The following is a 14,627-nucleotide window of genomic DNA, read 5'->3' as shown; positions in this document are numbered from 1 at the left end:
TATGTGATTAATGTCTATTGCTTTTTCTTAAGGCGCGAAAAAATCTTTTGCGTTGTTGTTGGTCTAATGATAGTGCTGTTTCTTTAATAAAGTTTTTTATCAATTTATCCTTTCGTTGTTTTAATTGCGCTAGTTGTTGGCTTTTTTCCTCGTACAAACTTGGCTCAAACACAGGCGCTAATAATAAATTAAAAATATCTAAATATAAGAGCTTCATTTTCTTATGATTGGTCATTTCTTGTTGTTGAAACGTTTGTAATTTTTCTTCTAATTGTTGTTGTGCATTGGGTAAATGCGCCAAGCTGTTTGAGAATTTTATATGTAATGGCTTTTTATAATGACCATGCCATTGCTTTTTAGCAATCATGCCAATGTGAAAACCGATTAGTAAAATGTTTAACAATAGTGAAATGGTTAAGATAATTTTAATTTTTTTACTCATAAAAAACACCTTGTTGGTAATCGGAAAATAAATAAGAATCTTGGTCTGCTATCTCATTGGTCAAACCCCATCCAATAGCAATTCCTAAAATTAAGATAAATAGTAGTATCATTTTTTTAGGTAGTGTTAATAGACTTAATGCTATAGTTTCTGAAGGTATGTAGGCGTTCATCTGGGCTTTGCTTTTTTTAATAATACTTTGAATGGCATAAGCGGAGGGCGCTTGAATCTTTAGCTTGTTGAGTTGTAATTGGAGTTCTTTGTCGTTATTAAGCATATTTTTTTATTATAGATTAAGTTTTTGTTTGAGTTGTGCTTTGCCACGCATTAATAGTGATTGCAAAGCTTTAAGTCGAATGTTCATAATTTGAGCGGCTTGCTTATTGCTCATATTCTCATAAAAGCATAAAACAATTGCTAAACGTTGCCGTTTGGGTAGTGAAATAATGGTTTGTTTAAGATTAAATTGTGCTTGTTCTTGTTCTAAATTTTCTGTCAAATCGGATGGGTCTGCGACATGGTCAATATGTTCAATCGATTGTGTTTTAATTTTTTTCTTATGATCTAGACACAAATTAGCAACCACTTTGTAAAACCAAGTGGTAAAAAGACTTTTTTCAGATTGGTAACTATTAGGATTGTTCCAAAGCTTTAAAAAGGCTTCTTGGACAATATCCTGAGCATCGTTTTGATTGAACAACATGCGATAAGACATAGTATAAAAACGCTGATGATGTCTTTGAACCAAAATATCAAATGCCTGATGATGGTGTTTTTGAATCATAATCATCAAGCATTCGTCATTTTTCTTGCTAATAACGCTCATTAGGTTTGTTAGAGGGTTATTAGCAAGAAAAATTAGAACATTCCTTTCATTGATTGGTGTTGATTTCGTCTATGATTTCTCATTTCATTTTGAGTTAATACGCCATCACCATTCGTATCCATTTGAGAGAATTTTGCTTTTTTAAGTGTGATGAATTCATCCAAGGTGATTCTTTTACCAGTATTATTCATATTATGTCTTTCAAACTTGTGATTTTTGTTAGCGTAGTATGACGTGTGGTGTTGATTGTATGATTGATGTTCATGATTATCTTGATCATACGCTCTGCTATTATCGCTAAAAACATAACTACTTGTTGTTAATAATAAAGTTGTTGTTAGGGTTAATATTAATGGTTGTTTTTTCATAATTATTTCCTTATATTTTTGGTTAGTATCAATAAAATTTTTTATTGATACTAAGTTGATACGAGATATTTACTTAAAGTCTTCGATTATAAAATCTTAAATATTTATTTTTTACCAAATATTCTACGTAAGGTGCTATCTTTGTCAATACAATGGTGTTTTGATGCCCCGATAATATGCAACTTTATATTGACTAAATAGATACAGGCCAGCCATTTTTAATGCGACAAATAACACGCATTAAAATAACACCAAAAACCAGTATTCCAATTGATTTGTGTATTGGGTATAGAGAACATACCTTGTTTTCCTCCATGTATATATCCACTACAATCAATGCAATAAAAACAATGGCAACAAGCCAATGTAATGAAATAGTAATTGGAGAGAGTTTTTTGCTTGTTGTCTTTTATCATTTTTCATTCCTTTGAATTATTTAAAGATTGCACGATATTTTTTTAAACACTTAGATAAAATAACCCATGCTTAAAAGCAAGCATCAAATATTACAAAATACTTTCGGGTTTGATGAGTTTCCTCTATTGCAAGAAGCGGTAGATGAGAAAATTTTAGAAGCATTACAAGTGCTAAGACGAGAAATTGCCAAAGAAGAAGGTATGCCAGCTTATATTATTTTTGACAATAAGGCGCTAACAGAAATGGCGCATTTTTTTGTCTAATAATGAAGAAAGATTATTGCAAATTAAATAGTGTGGGGCAGGTTAAACTTGAAAAATATGGTGTTCGTTTTTTAGCATTAACCACCGTATTGAAAAAATGCAACACTATATTAACGACTTTTAAGTAACTTAATCAAATAGATTAAAAAATAAATAGCAAATTATTATTCTTATTAATATTGCCTTGTTTAACTCTTGCAAACAAACCTGATTTATTTTTTACTTAAGACATATAATAAAAATCTTGATGTTATTGATTGGATAATGAGTGAAAAATTAGACGGTATTAAAGGATTTTGGGACGGAAAAAAACTAATCAGCTGAGGTGGAAAGACACTTAATCCGCCAAAGTTTTGAACGATGAATTTCCCAGATTTTGAAATTGATGGCAAACTTTGAACAAGACGTGGTGATTTTGAGCATTTCTCATCAATTGTTAGACAAAAAATGCCTGACAATCGTTGGAAAGTTGTGAGTTTTAATATTTTTGAAGTGCCTAATCAAAAAGGTGGGTTGTTGTAAGATTTAGAAGTTTTATAAACGTATCTTAAGTAACATCCTAATAGAATTTTAAAAATTATCAGACAAACACCTATTAAGTCCAAGCAACAACTGGATAATTTCCTAGAAAAAGTGATTGATAATAAGGGGGAGGGTGTTGTGGTGCGCAATCCTAAAACGCCTTATTAAACTGGACGTTTATCAAGTGCTTTAAAGGTTGAAAAGGAATGTATCGTTATTGAAATATTGAGCGGAAAAGGTCAATATAAAGACAAATGGGCTCGGTTAAATGCAAAACTAAAAAAAGGATGATTGTTAAGATCGGCTCTGGGCTTATAGATATTGAGCGAGCACATCCGCCTACTTACTGTTGACAGTGAGATTACCTTTAAATATTACGGGCTAACTAAAAATAAAAAGCATAAATACCCAGTATTTTAAAGAATTATACCAAAATTGACTAACTAGACCAGTTTTGGTATAATTTGATCGGTTTTTAAAGCAAAAAATACATATTGAGCAATATGATCAGATTGCAATTAGTGTTATTGCCTATATAAAAAGTAATCCTTGGTGTCAAAGATGTGCATAAAAAAATGTTAAAAAGTTTTCAAAAAAGGTAAAGTTGCCAGATGCGATTATTCTGGCCACAGCAAGACAAAATAAGGCTATTTTAGTCACCCGAAATTCTAAAGATTTTTCAAAAAATCAGCAAGATATCGTTATCCTATATAATATTGGAGAACTGAAAAAATGATAAAAATTGCAGTGACTGGTGCATCAGGGCGTATGGGTCAAATCATTATTGAAGCAATCAATCAAAACGATAGTGTTGCGTTAGGCGTTGCGTTAGATAAGAGTGATGATTTAAGTGTGGTATTAAACCAGTTTGATGTGCTTATTGATTTTACTTGCCCAACAGCTACACTTGGTTACCTATCAATTTGTGCTAAAGCAGGTAAGAAAATGGTCATTGGTACGACAGGTTTTAATGATGATGAACTGAGTCAACTAACCCGCCTTGTGCAGAATGTATCTATTGTGTTTGCACCCAATATGAGCGTAGGGGTTAATTTAACTTTAAAACTTTTGGAAATGGCAGCAAAAGTAGTAGGGGAAGATAGCGATATTGAAATTGTTGAGACGCATCATCGTTTTAAGGTAGACGCCCCTAGCGGCACTGCATTAAAGATGGGCGAGGTGATTGCTGATACACTGGGCAGGGATTTAAAGATGTGTGCTATTTATGGGCGAGAAGGTATTGAGCAGGTGAGAGATAAAAATACAATTGGATTCTCTACAATCCGTGGTGGTGACGTAGTGGGTGAACATACAGTGAGTTTTTTTATGCAAGGCGAGCGTGTAGAAATTACTCATAAGGCCTCATCAAGAATGACCTTTGCACTTGGGGCGCTCCGTGCAGCAATTTGGTTGGATAAAGCACCCTTTGACAAAGGTTGCGTTTATTCAATGAAAGACGTATTGGAGATTACTTAAAAAAAATGCGACCACATATACGCATAAAGTGCCGCTCATTTTATTGGTAATTTATATAACTTTGTTTACTGTATTGGCAATTAGCCCTTATAATAGAGCTACTTGGTGAACGGATAAATATCCCAGTTTTGATTGTTGTTGGTATTTTAGTGCTTATGTTAGTTTCAAATTTGCGTGTGTACTTATGGATTTTTTTGTGTTACCACACTATTGGCGTTGTTCAATTGGCGTAATTGGCGGGAGAAATATTAAAAAAGTTATGTTATATGCTATTATTTTACAAGATGTTGACGATTCACTAGAAAAAAGAATGCTAGCACGTCCAGCACATATTAAGCGATTAGAGGTTTTAAAAAATCAAGGACATTTAATTTTGGCAGGAACCTCATCCTGCTATTGATACCAATGAACCTGGTGAAGCAGGTTTTACAGGCTCATTGGTGGTGGCAGAATTTGATTCTTTAGAAGTTGCAAAAGTTTGGGCAGATACAGACCCTTATATTAAGTCTGGTGCTTATGCAAGCGTTATTATTAAACCATTTAAAAAGGTATTGCTATGAGTTTATTACTACGTCCTTTATGAAAAAATTAGTTCAACTTATACCTATCTTTTGGCAGACGTACAAACTCTGGATGCTATTATCACTGACACAGTGGATGAAACCAAGCAACGAGATATTGGTTTGATTGAAGAATTAGGCTTGAATCTTAAATATATTCTTGAAACACATGTGCATGCCGATCACATTACCAGTTCTTGTCCATTAAAGCAGCATTTAGTCAGGCTAAAATCGGCTGGGGGTACCCCGGGGCGCCAATGCAGTTACTTGTGCAGGTGTTTTTCTTAATGATGGTGATACTTTAGTTAGTTTATCTCCTGCCCATGATTATGGCGGTAGAACAGTGATTCAATTTGGGAAGAAAAGCAATTTAACGAAATGATTGATGCGAATGCAGACAAACAAACATTTATCCATCGAGTCAATGTAATGGAACTAGATTTGCCTAAAAAAATCCATGTTGCAGTGCCTGCTAATCAAGTTTATGGTACAAAAAATTATGATTAAAACGTTATGAGAGGTTATTCGCTAGATCCGCATCCAAGCATTAGCGTTGTTAAAGAAGTATTTGCCGTGGTTAGAATCCCAAGAATTAAGCGTGAACGTGTACCGGCTAATAATGTAGAAGTGGTTGAAGATTTAGATGTCGCTATGGAAAAATCAGACCCTAGTAATCATTTATACGCTGCAAAAGCACTGGGCCCATCTAGGTCATCTGAAGGCATGACTTTGTATTATATTTTAGAAATGTATAACACTTAATGAAGTCGTTTAGTTTACTGTTGATTTTATTTTTTTGAACCTTAGGTAGGGGCGCATAAAAGACTGATGAGTTAAAGAAAAATCAAGATCAACATCCTTATTGGTGTCATCTAGACCAGTTACATCAGTTACATTTAGTTAAGAAAAATGATACAATCATTGATTATGGACATGGAAGGTGTAATACAACAAAGACCTGTGGTGGTGATTTATTATTTTTGGAAGCTATAATTGTAGTACTGCTGAAATAACTGACATATCATCTGAGGTTGAAGGCATAATCATTACTTCTAAAAATTTACCGACCTTCTCTTGGAAGTAATATAAATTGTTTTTGCATAAAATAAAGGTGCCTAAATAATTTTGCAAGCCTTATCAAAACTTAAACGCGGCAATCTTGGAAAAATTTTACTATGATCGCCATAGCCAATGCCACATAAGAAAATAGATTTGGTTTTACCATTTGGGAAAAACCCATTATCTAGAGTTTCGTTGTTAAATCCACTCATTGGTCCACAATCTAGCCCGACAGCACGGGTTGCCATGATGAAATAAGCACCTTGTAAAGTGGCGTTCATTTCTCCTGCTGATTTTATTTTTTCAGGTTTACCTTGGTACCAACTTTTGGCATCAGTATGAGTAAATAAAAACGGCAATTTTTCGTAAAATTCCGTGTCATAGCTAATAATAGCAACAGCTGGTGCGTTCATACTTTTGTCAATATTACCTTCATCAAGATGTGGTTTTAAACGTTGTTTAGCATCATCTGATTTAATAAAAGTAATGCGTGCAGGGCAATTGTTAGCTGCAGTGGGGGCAAATTTCATCAGCTCATAAATTTGATGGATTTGCGTCTCAGATACATCTTGCTTCAACCAGCCATTGTGACTTCTTGCATGACAAAATAAAGTATCTAGTGTGTCCTTATCAAGCATTAAAATACCCTCAACTGTTCATAAATAATAATATGCTAGATTATATATTTTTTGATGCCAAACTATCAAACAAATTTAAAGACCATTTAACAAAGGTGGATATAAAATTTAAATGCGAACAAGACAGTGCGTTTGGCTCTGTGCAGGGTGCAATTGTTTCAATTTCTGATGAAACCAGTGAGAACCTATTGGAGGAATTGCAAAATTTATACGATAAATTACAGAGCGAGCTAGAAAAATTATTAGAACAAAATGATGAAGGCTTAGCCATGAGTGCGGCAGGCATGGAAGTTAAACTAAAAGATGATAGATTATGCACACTTAGGGTTGCACCAGATATTGTAGCGCGTATATTAACCGTATTAGAGTTTGATGAGCTGCAGGCGTTTGTTGATAATATTGCAAAAAGCGTAGAAAAACCAGATGATGAACATTTTTGTCATAACAAATTAGGAGAATAAAAATGAGTGAACATTTTGTGATTATGTCATTTGAGTTAAACAATCAAGATTTAGTCAATGACTGGAAGACTTTATCAAAAAAAATTGATGAGGATATTGCCAAGGCTGATGGGTTTATTTCACGTGATTCTGGGGTTGATGAAGATGGGCGTGTGTATTTGTTTGGTTAAATGGCAAAGTAAGGTGTATCATGCAAATTTCATCAAATTACTTGAAGCGAGAGAACAATGGCCACAGATGATGGCACATTTTTGTCGTATTGCTAATATGGAAACAAGCACAACTCAAATATTGGAGATTTTTTAAGGATGAAAAAAATTACCATTATTGGATCAGGCTTTGCAGGATTAACGGCTGTTAGAACCCTTAGAAAAAGTGATAGACACGCACAAATTACCTTAATATCGCCCAGGGCAGAGCTGGTTTATATGCCAAGTTTGATTTGGGTACCATCAGGCATAGTTAGTAAAAAAGACATTGTTGTGCCACTTGATCGTTTTTTTAAGCGTATGAATATTCGCTATATTGCTAGTGAAGTCACAGGTTTAGCGAACCATGCTAGAACCGTATTTACCCTAACAGGTGAGTATGAAAATGATGCCCTTATTATCGCCTCAGGTGGACAGTTTCTTAAGAAGTTGTCTGGCATTGAGCACGCCATTATGCCGTATGAGGGGCTGAGTGCTGTTGAACAGATACGTGATAGAATTCAGGCTATGAATAGCGGTAATATTGCCATTGGTTTTACGAGCAACCCTAAGGAACCAAGTGCTATGCGTGGCGGTCCGATGTTTGAATTTTTATTTGGTTTGGATACGCAATTACGACAAGAAGGGCGGCGTGATAAGTTTAATCTAACCTTTTTTACTCCTGCAAAAAAGCCAGGTGCTCGCTTAGGTGAAAAGGCAGTTAAGGGTTTATTAAGTGAGATGAAAAAGCGCAACATCAAGACGCATCTTGGATATAAGATGAAGGCTTTTGAGGCTGACAAGGTCATTACTGAAGGCGGTGAGTTTGCCGCAGATTTGATTTTGTTTATGCCAGGAATGACAGGCAATCAGTGGTTTGACAACACCGATCTTGAGCGTAGTGAAGGTGGCTTACTTAAAGCAGATAAGTTTTGCCAAGTTCAAGGTGCTGAAAGGGTGTTTGTGGCAGGTGATTCAGGTTCTTTTCCAGGACCAGAGTGGATACCAAAGCAAGCACATATGGCAGATTTACAAGCTGTCGCTGCTGCAAAAAATGTATTGGACGTGTTGGATGACAAGCCTGCTAGTCATACCTTTAAGATTGAATTGATGTGTATTGTTGATTCAAATAATAAAGGTATGTATATATCACGCACACTCAAAGGTGGATTAATGCTACCAAATTGTCGTTTGATGCATTATGCCAAGCAGGTTTTTGCTTGGTGGTATTTGCGTCAATATAGAAATTAAACTGTTTGATAATAGATGTTTTTCGGATGATTTGCTTGTGCAAAAAAAGAACCAGAATTCGGCGATAAGATCAATGTATTGACTGATTGTGCAAATGAAGAGTAGTTTATAGTGGGCGTTGATCATTGTACTACTTAGTAGGGATAATGGCACAACAAAAACCATCAGTATAAAAATCCATTTGATGCTTTTTAGGAAAATAGCACTTTTACTGTGAGGATATTCGCGTGTATTATACGAGCCACCCATAGGCACTCATTGACACTTGATTTTATCATGACGCACACTAATGACACTTTGTAGGGTTGATTTCGGTTTGAGTTTTGCATTTATGCTTTATAAACTTTAACACGCACTTCAAACCAGCCAGCTTGACCTGTTACTGGATCAGAATTAGAAATGAGTCTGCCATTTTGCTCTTTGTTACTAAAGGATAAATCTTCAGCAATTAGGTGATTCATTAAAAAACCTTGATTGGATTCATTGGCTTTGTTTGATAAATTCCAAGCACCTTTTGACCTGCCAATTGCATTTCAAATCCATACACTTCTTGGCTCTACAGCTTCACTAAAGCGACACATGCAGCGAACTTTTCCGTGTGGAGATTCTATCCACAACCCAATCACCATCATTAAAACTACCTGCCTTACCAACGGCTTTTGTGCATAATTAAATGCGAGTAATACATTGTCATGGGGCGTTGGGTGGTTGTATTTAAAGAAAATTTATTAATGTCTGTATGTTGAAATTCAATCGGGCCGTAGTATAAAGGTAAGGGATCAAAAAATTCTTGTATGCTCTAAATTGTGACTCGCCACGTTGCTCACCTTCTTTTCTTACTAATCTATATTAATATTTATTAATATAGATTAGTAAGAAAAGCGGTTTGTGCATTTATTAGATAAGGATAAAATAAAATTTATCTTTACTTTTTATGGTGTAATTTATGACTGATTGTTTATTTTGTAAAATGGTTAATGGTGACACTCCAGTCAATAAAATCTATGAAGATGAAGATGTTCTTGCTTTTCATGATATTAATCCACAAGCACCCCATCATTTTTTAGTCATTCCAAAAGCACACATTAAAACTTTAAATGATATTGATGATGCGAAGTTATTAGGCAAACTAACACTAACAGTAAGCAATATTGCTCAAGATTTGGGCTTTGCTGATGAGGGTTATCGCGTGGTAATGAATTGTAATGAACAAGGTGGGCAAACGGTTTACCATATTCATCTTCATTGCCTAGGTGGGCGAGCATTGACTTGGCCACCAGGCTAATTTTTAGTTTTGTATTTTCTTTCTTCTGTGTTAAAAAAATACTCGCCAAAAAATTACTGTTATATATCTTCATGATGAACATCAGATAATAGATAAATTTATTAATGGATTATATTGAGTTATTCGCAGGTTGTGGTGGACTTTCTTTGGGTCTAGAATCTGCAGAATTTAAGCTGCTGTTCGTAAATGAATTGTCGTCAATAGCTAGTAAGACCTATGTATATATGTATATAATTTTTTTAATGAAAATCTTGACGAGCTTCCTTTTTTAGGAAGTCGACCAAAACACACTTATTGGCTGAATAGTAAATTTGATGTTTCACAAATGGATAGCAGATTGAGAGAAACCTTAAGGAGGTGCTAGATTTGGGTAAAGGGTTTAACGATTTAACTTTGGACAATGCAAATATAAAAAATATTATACGTGGTTTGAAGTGGTAAAAGCATTTTCAAGTATAGGTTATATGCCAGTGTGTGTTCATGTTAATGCTAAATATTCAGGTGTTGCTCAGAACCGACCACGTTTTATTATGATTGCAATAAAAAAGTGTGAATTTAAAAATATCTAAAATAATACAAAGGATGATATTAGTTTAGATATTTTTTTCAACTCAGAAAGCTTTTGTAAAAGTATTAAAGGTAGGGATAGCGTTAAGTATGGCGATTTAGAGTGTTATGAAATTAAAAGCTCTAAAAATATATTTTCTAATTCGTTTTTGTCGCCATTGTTTAAGTATCAGAGAACTCAATGGAGAAGGGTTTGTGATGCTATTGATGATCTTAGACTAAATGGTGGCAAAAAATGCATATGTTGAGCAAATAAATCAAGAACTTTTTATAAACAAGGCAGTAAACAATAGAGGATATGATGTGGGTTTCTTGGTTCCAACTAGCACTGGTTTGGGAAATATATTTTGGATCACATACCTCTTTAAGGGTATTTCTTTCAAGAAATGGAATACATGGGTTTGAAGGACAAACACCAGGTGTTAAAAGGTATATCACAGCTATATTTATTACTAATAATGGCATTGAAGGAAGAAAAGTATCTCTTTATAAACCAGAAGCTAAAGGCAAGGGTGGCGACTCTAGAATATGGATTAGTGGGTTAAATAAATTGGCGAATCCTAATAATTTATTGGCTTTAATAGCAGTAAAGAGAAAGTTGTTTATAATGAATTGTCCTCAGTTAAAATCAATAGGTGAAACTCTCTCAATTTCTTCCAAAGTTAGGCTTGTCATTGAGTGAAACAGCAGAAGAATTACTTAACAAACTTATTTTAGTTTCAAGTAAAGGATTTATTCCTACTGTAATTGTGGGTGATACAGATGTGAGGATGACACTAGAAACAGGATTGGGAATCAAGGCCAATTCTAATAAAGAACCAAATTATAAAGGGATTGAATCAAAAAGCTCCCGAGTTTCTGAGAATAAAAAGAAGCGTGAGTAAAGATCAATTATTTTCAAAAGTACCTAATTGGAAATTAAGCCCTATAAAATCTGCTAAAGAGTTGCTTGTCAAACGTGGGTATTTTGATAATAATGGGTTTCAGACATTAAGACATACTGACTTACTGGTTAAAAACCAAATTCATTAGGGTCGCTTCTTGATATTAATTATGCAAATGAATATTTAAGGCAAGTGTTTTCTGATTACTCTTGTGAAGATGTAAATATTGAGCATGGTACAACTTGATTATTTAAAGGATTTAAAGGGAGCTTTGCTTAGAAAGTATAAAAAACATTTTGGGTTAAAGCAAGATATAATAAAGATAACTTATCCATAAATTTTTATTATATTGAGGTTGTACATTCTGCAAATCCATTTATAGATAAGTTTGAAACATTATAAAAAAGGACAAATGCTTAATTAAAGCCCTATTCTTTTTAGATGGTATTTTTTTCATTTAAGCCTAAAATCTGCATCTTATATTTTGTAATTATCTCCCATCATGAGTAACGAATTTTTAGCCAGACATCTTGGCCCGAGTGCAGATGATATTGAGGCTATGCTAAGCAGTATTGGTTGCTTATCTGTTGATGAAGTGGTGTCAAAAATAGTGTCTAAAGATATTTTATTTGGCAATCGAATGGCACTTGATGAAGGTATGACTGAACGAGACACTTTGGCTTTAGCTTCAAGCCTTGCTGCTAAGAACATTTTGGCAACTAATTTTATTGGTCAAGGTTATTATGGCACGTTGATGCCAGTCCTCATTCAACGCAATATTTTAGAAAATCCGGGTTGGTACACAGCTTATACACCTTATCAGGCTGAGATTTCTCAAGGTCGTTTGGAAATGCTGCTTAATTTTCAGCAAATGATTATTGATTTAACGGGCATGGATATTTCCAATGCGTCATTATTAGACGAGCCAACTGCTTGTGCTGAAGCGATGATGATGGCCAAGCGCGCTAATAGGAAAAACAAATCCAATTGTTTTTTGATTGATATTAACATCCATCCACAAACCATCACCATTTTGCAAACTCGTGCCAAGCCGTTAGGCATTGAGTTGATTATTAAAGACATTCAACATGATGATTTTAGTGGTTGTTTTGCTTGTTTGATGCAATATCCAGGCACAAATGGTGAAGTTCGAGATTTAACTGCTGATATTACTAGGGCAAAAGGTAATGATGTGTTAAGCATTGTTACTTGTGACCTTTTAGCACTAACATTGATTAAAACCCCTGCAGAAATGGGGGCTGATATTGCAGTGGGAAGCTCTCAACGCTTTGGTGTGCCAATGGGTTTTGGTGGACCACACGCCGCATTTTTAAGTACGCGTGATGAATTTAAACACATGATACCAGGTCGGATTATTGGCATGTCTCAAGATGTTTTAGGTAATCCAGCAATGCGCATGTCATTACAAACTCGTGAGCAACACATTCGTCGAGATAAAGCCACCAGTAATATTTGCACTGCCCAAGTTTTATTAGCAGTGCTTGCTGCCGCTTATGGCATTTATCATGGTGCTAAAGGCTTGAAAAAAATTGCGTTAAGTGTGCATGCTAAAGCCAATAATCTTGCTAAAAGCTTGACTAGTGCGGGCTTTGAATTAGTTACAGAACAATTTTTTGACACAATCACTATTAATACGACTAATGCTATTAGTTTGTTTAATACAGCACAATCAAACAACATTAATTTACGTTTAATTAATGATAACCAATTAAGCATCGCACTTGATGAAACTACAACAATTAATGAATTATCATGCCTTGTGTCAATCCTATCAAGAGATAAAACTGCTTATTATCAGTCAGAAAATTTGCTTTTAAATATTACTAAAAATAATTTACGTACTTCAGATTATTTGACTCACCCTGTGTTTAGCAACTACCACTGTGAGACTGAAATGTTACGCTACTTGAAGCGTTTGGAAAATAAAGACATCGCGCTTAATCATTCAATGATTGCACTAGGCTCTTGCATTATGAAGCTTAATGCTGCGACGCAAATGTATCCAATTACACTACCTGGTTTTTCTGATTTGCATCCGTATGCACCAGAAAATCAAACCAAAGGCTATCAGCAATTGTTTCAAGATTTAGAGCGGGTATTAGTAGAAGTTAGAGGCTACGATGCAGCTTCTCTGCAACCCAATGCGGGCTCTCAAGGTGAATTTTCAGGTCTTTTAGCAATTAAGTCGTATCATCAGTCTAGAGATGAAGAAGGGCGCAATATTTGTCTAATCCCTCAATCAGCACACGGTACTAATCCTGCCAGTGCAGTCATGGCAGGCATGAAAGTAGTGATTGTCAAATGTGATGAATCTGGTAATATTGATATTCAAGATTTAACAACAAAGGCTGAGAAATACGCAGATAAATTATCAGCTATTATGGTGACTTACCCTTCTACCCACGGCGTATTTGAGGTTAAAATTAAACAAATATGCGAGATTATTCACACCCATGGCGCTCAAGTATATTTAGACGGTGCAAATCTAAATGCCATGGTCGGTATTACTCGTATGGGTGAATTTGGTGCAGATGTGTCACATATTAATTTACATAAAACGTTTGCCATTCCGCACGGTGGCGGTGGTCCCGGTATGGGACCGATTGGCGTTAAAGCGCACTTGAAAGAGTTTTTACCAGGAAATCCACTAATTAAAAATTCTAACGCTGTATCCGCAGCTATGTATGGTAGCGCTTCAATCTTGCCAATTTCTTGGTCATATATTAAGCTACTAGGTAAATACGGTATGCAAAAGTCCACCGAAGTTGCAATTGTGAGTGCTAACTATATTGCTAACGAATTGAAAAATTATTTTCTGATTCTGTATCAAGGTGAGCACAATATGGTCGCACATGAGTGTATTATTGATATTCGTCCTTTAAAAGAACAAAGTGGTATCTCTGAGGAAGACATTGCCAAGCGTTTGATGGACTATGGTTTTCATTCGCCAACTATGTCATTTCCAGTGGCAGGGCACACTCATGATTGAACCCACAGAAAGTGAATCACTGCGTGAAATTAATCGTTTTATTAAAGCAATGATTAGTATTTATACCGAGATTCAAAAAATAATTAAAGGCGAGTGGGATAGGAACAACAATCTTCTTAAAAATGCCCCACATTCAGCAATTGAAATGGCTGGAAAATGGCAATACCCTTATTCACGGGAAGAAGCGTTATACCCAGTAGATTCACTAAAACAAAATAAATACTTTCCACCTGTTAAACGGATCGATAATGTGTATGGCGATCGAAATTTATTCTGCTCGTGTCCAGACATTAAGGATTTTGAGTAAATGGCTTTGCGCCTTATTTTGATACTTTCATTTCATTGCCGCCCTACCACAAACAAAACTACCTTCCAATATTGATGGTTTAATTAGACACTGATTGGCTTCA

At 34.9% G+C, this 14,627-nt stretch carries 19 protein-coding genes and 3 pseudogenes; 15 read left to right on the top strand and 7 right to left on the bottom strand.

Going from position 1 to position 14,627, the window contains the following annotated elements; all coding sequences use genetic code 11:
• Positions 1-7: 7 nt before the first annotated feature.
• The 5 genes from HUE58_RS04125 to HUE58_RS07240 all read right to left on the bottom strand — a co-directional run bounded on the left by HUE58_RS04125 (position 8) and on the right by HUE58_RS07240 (position 1,964).
• A complete protein-coding gene (locus tag HUE58_RS04125; protein ID WP_174605759.1) occupies positions 8-442 on the bottom strand; it encodes a hypothetical protein in 435 nt (144 codons plus the stop codon).
• Positions 435-719 (bottom strand): hypothetical protein, encoded by a 285-nt coding sequence (locus HUE58_RS04120; protein WP_174605758.1) that lies wholly within the window; start codon positions 717-719, stop codon positions 435-437. The genes HUE58_RS04125 and HUE58_RS04120 overlap by 8 nt, the downstream gene beginning before the upstream one ends.
• A gap of 9 nt (positions 720-728) precedes the next feature.
• The gene (locus tag HUE58_RS04115; RefSeq protein ID WP_174605757.1) at positions 729-1,268 is read right to left on the bottom strand and encodes a sigma-70 family RNA polymerase sigma factor; all 540 of its coding nucleotides are present in this window, start codon (positions 1,266-1,268) and stop codon (positions 729-731) included.
• Positions 1,269-1,300: 32 nt separating this feature from the next.
• A complete protein-coding gene (locus HUE58_RS04110; protein ID WP_174605756.1) occupies positions 1,301-1,636 on the bottom strand; it encodes an EF-hand domain-containing protein in 336 nt (111 codons plus the stop codon).
• A 193-nt stretch (positions 1,637-1,829) separates the two neighbouring features.
• On the bottom strand, positions 1,830-1,964 hold the full coding sequence (locus HUE58_RS07240; RefSeq protein ID WP_340689638.1) for a hypothetical protein: 135 nt from the start codon (positions 1,962-1,964) through the stop codon (positions 1,830-1,832).
• A gap of 154 nt (positions 1,965-2,118) precedes the next feature.
• Here HUE58_RS07240 and HUE58_RS04100 point away from each other — a divergent pair, with 154 nt between their 5' ends.
• The 6 genes and pseudogenes from HUE58_RS04100 (at position 2,119) to HUE58_RS04075 (ending at position 5,636) form a co-directional block, all read left to right on the top strand.
• The gene (locus HUE58_RS04100; RefSeq protein WP_174605755.1) at positions 2,119-2,316 is read left to right on the top strand and encodes an HRDC domain-containing protein; all 198 of its coding nucleotides are present in this window, start codon (positions 2,119-2,121) and stop codon (positions 2,314-2,316) included.
• Positions 2,317-3,570: 1,254 nt separating this feature from the next.
• Positions 3,571-4,314, top strand: coding sequence for a 4-hydroxy-tetrahydrodipicolinate reductase (gene dapB / locus HUE58_RS04090; RefSeq protein WP_174605753.1), 744 nt, complete (start codon positions 3,571-3,573; stop codon positions 4,312-4,314).
• Positions 4,315-4,573: 259 nt separating this feature from the next.
• Positions 4,574-4,874, top strand: a pseudogene (locus tag HUE58_RS04085) (YciI family protein).
• A 51-nt stretch (positions 4,875-4,925) separates the two neighbouring features.
• Entirely contained in the window at positions 4,926-5,162 is a 237-nt protein-coding gene (locus tag HUE58_RS06920) for an MBL fold metallo-hydrolase (RefSeq protein ID WP_246260744.1), read from the top strand.
• A 90-nt stretch (positions 5,163-5,252) separates the two neighbouring features.
• Entirely contained in the window at positions 5,253-5,381 is a 129-nt protein-coding gene (locus tag HUE58_RS07145; protein WP_277997990.1) for a hypothetical protein, read from the top strand.
• 6 nt (positions 5,382-5,387) lie between these two features.
• On the top strand, positions 5,388-5,636 hold the full coding sequence (locus HUE58_RS04075; RefSeq protein ID WP_174605752.1) for a hypothetical protein: 249 nt from the start codon (positions 5,388-5,390) through the stop codon (positions 5,634-5,636).
• Positions 5,637-5,989: 353 nt separating this feature from the next.
• On the opposite strand, the gene HUE58_RS04070 is transcribed toward HUE58_RS04075, so the two are convergent.
• Complete coding sequence (locus HUE58_RS04070) at positions 5,990-6,571, bottom strand: malonic semialdehyde reductase (RefSeq protein WP_174605751.1); 582 nt, start codon at positions 6,569-6,571, stop codon at positions 5,990-5,992.
• A 32-nt stretch (positions 6,572-6,603) separates the two neighbouring features.
• Here HUE58_RS04070 and HUE58_RS04065 point away from each other — a divergent pair, with 32 nt between their 5' ends.
• The 3 genes from HUE58_RS04065 (at position 6,604) to HUE58_RS04055 (ending at position 8,471) form a co-directional block, all read left to right on the top strand.
• Complete coding sequence (locus tag HUE58_RS04065) at positions 6,604-7,032, top strand: hypothetical protein (protein ID WP_174605750.1); 429 nt, start codon at positions 6,604-6,606, stop codon at positions 7,030-7,032.
• 2 nt (positions 7,033-7,034) lie between these two features.
• Entirely contained in the window at positions 7,035-7,202 is a 168-nt protein-coding gene (locus HUE58_RS04060; protein ID WP_174605749.1) for a hypothetical protein, read from the top strand.
• Positions 7,203-7,340: 138 nt separating this feature from the next.
• Complete coding sequence (locus HUE58_RS04055) at positions 7,341-8,471, top strand: NAD(P)/FAD-dependent oxidoreductase (protein WP_174605748.1); 1,131 nt, start codon at positions 7,341-7,343, stop codon at positions 8,469-8,471.
• A gap of 332 nt (positions 8,472-8,803) precedes the next feature.
• Here the strand turns inward: HUE58_RS04055 and HUE58_RS07370 are convergent.
• Positions 8,804-9,101 (bottom strand): annotated as a pseudogene (locus HUE58_RS07370) (molybdopterin dinucleotide binding domain-containing protein); the annotation flags it as partial.
• 316 nt (positions 9,102-9,417) lie between these two features.
• Here HUE58_RS07370 and HUE58_RS04050 point away from each other — a divergent pair.
• The 6 genes and pseudogenes from HUE58_RS04050 to gcvP all read left to right on the top strand — a co-directional run bounded on the left by HUE58_RS04050 (position 9,418) and on the right by gcvP (position 14,524).
• Complete coding sequence (locus HUE58_RS04050; RefSeq protein WP_174605747.1) at positions 9,418-9,756, top strand: histidine triad nucleotide-binding protein; 339 nt, start codon at positions 9,418-9,420, stop codon at positions 9,754-9,756.
• A 104-nt stretch (positions 9,757-9,860) separates the two neighbouring features.
• Positions 9,861-10,028 carry a DNA cytosine methyltransferase gene (locus tag HUE58_RS04045; protein ID WP_174605746.1) on the top strand — a complete coding sequence of 56 codons (168 nt, stop codon included), beginning with the start codon at positions 9,861-9,863 and terminating at the stop codon, positions 10,026-10,028.
• A 192-nt stretch (positions 10,029-10,220) separates the two neighbouring features.
• Positions 10,221-10,325: a hypothetical protein gene (locus HUE58_RS07365; RefSeq protein ID WP_422851465.1), complete on the top strand. Its 105-nt coding sequence runs from the start codon at positions 10,221-10,223 to the stop codon at positions 10,323-10,325.
• 296 nt (positions 10,326-10,621) lie between these two features.
• Positions 10,622-11,005 carry a hypothetical protein gene (locus HUE58_RS04035; protein ID WP_174605744.1) on the top strand — a complete coding sequence of 128 codons (384 nt, stop codon included), beginning with the start codon at positions 10,622-10,624 and terminating at the stop codon, positions 11,003-11,005.
• On the top strand, positions 10,998-11,207 hold the full coding sequence (locus HUE58_RS04030; protein ID WP_174605743.1) for an MvaI/BcnI family restriction endonuclease: 210 nt from the start codon (positions 10,998-11,000) through the stop codon (positions 11,205-11,207). Before HUE58_RS04035 ends, HUE58_RS04030 begins: the two co-directional genes overlap by 8 nt.
• Before the next feature lie 502 nt (positions 11,208-11,709).
• A pseudogene (gcvP, locus tag HUE58_RS04025) lies at positions 11,710-14,524 on the top strand (aminomethyl-transferring glycine dehydrogenase).
• Positions 14,525-14,627 lie beyond the last annotated feature (103 nt).

The organism is Candidatus Ruthia endofausta, assembly GCF_013342985.1.
Classification (GTDB): domain Bacteria; phylum Pseudomonadota; class Gammaproteobacteria; order PS1; family Pseudothioglobaceae; genus Ruthia; species Ruthia endofausta.
The sequence above is the reverse complement of the archived record's forward strand: the minus strand, read 5'-3'. Positions and strand labels throughout refer to the sequence as shown.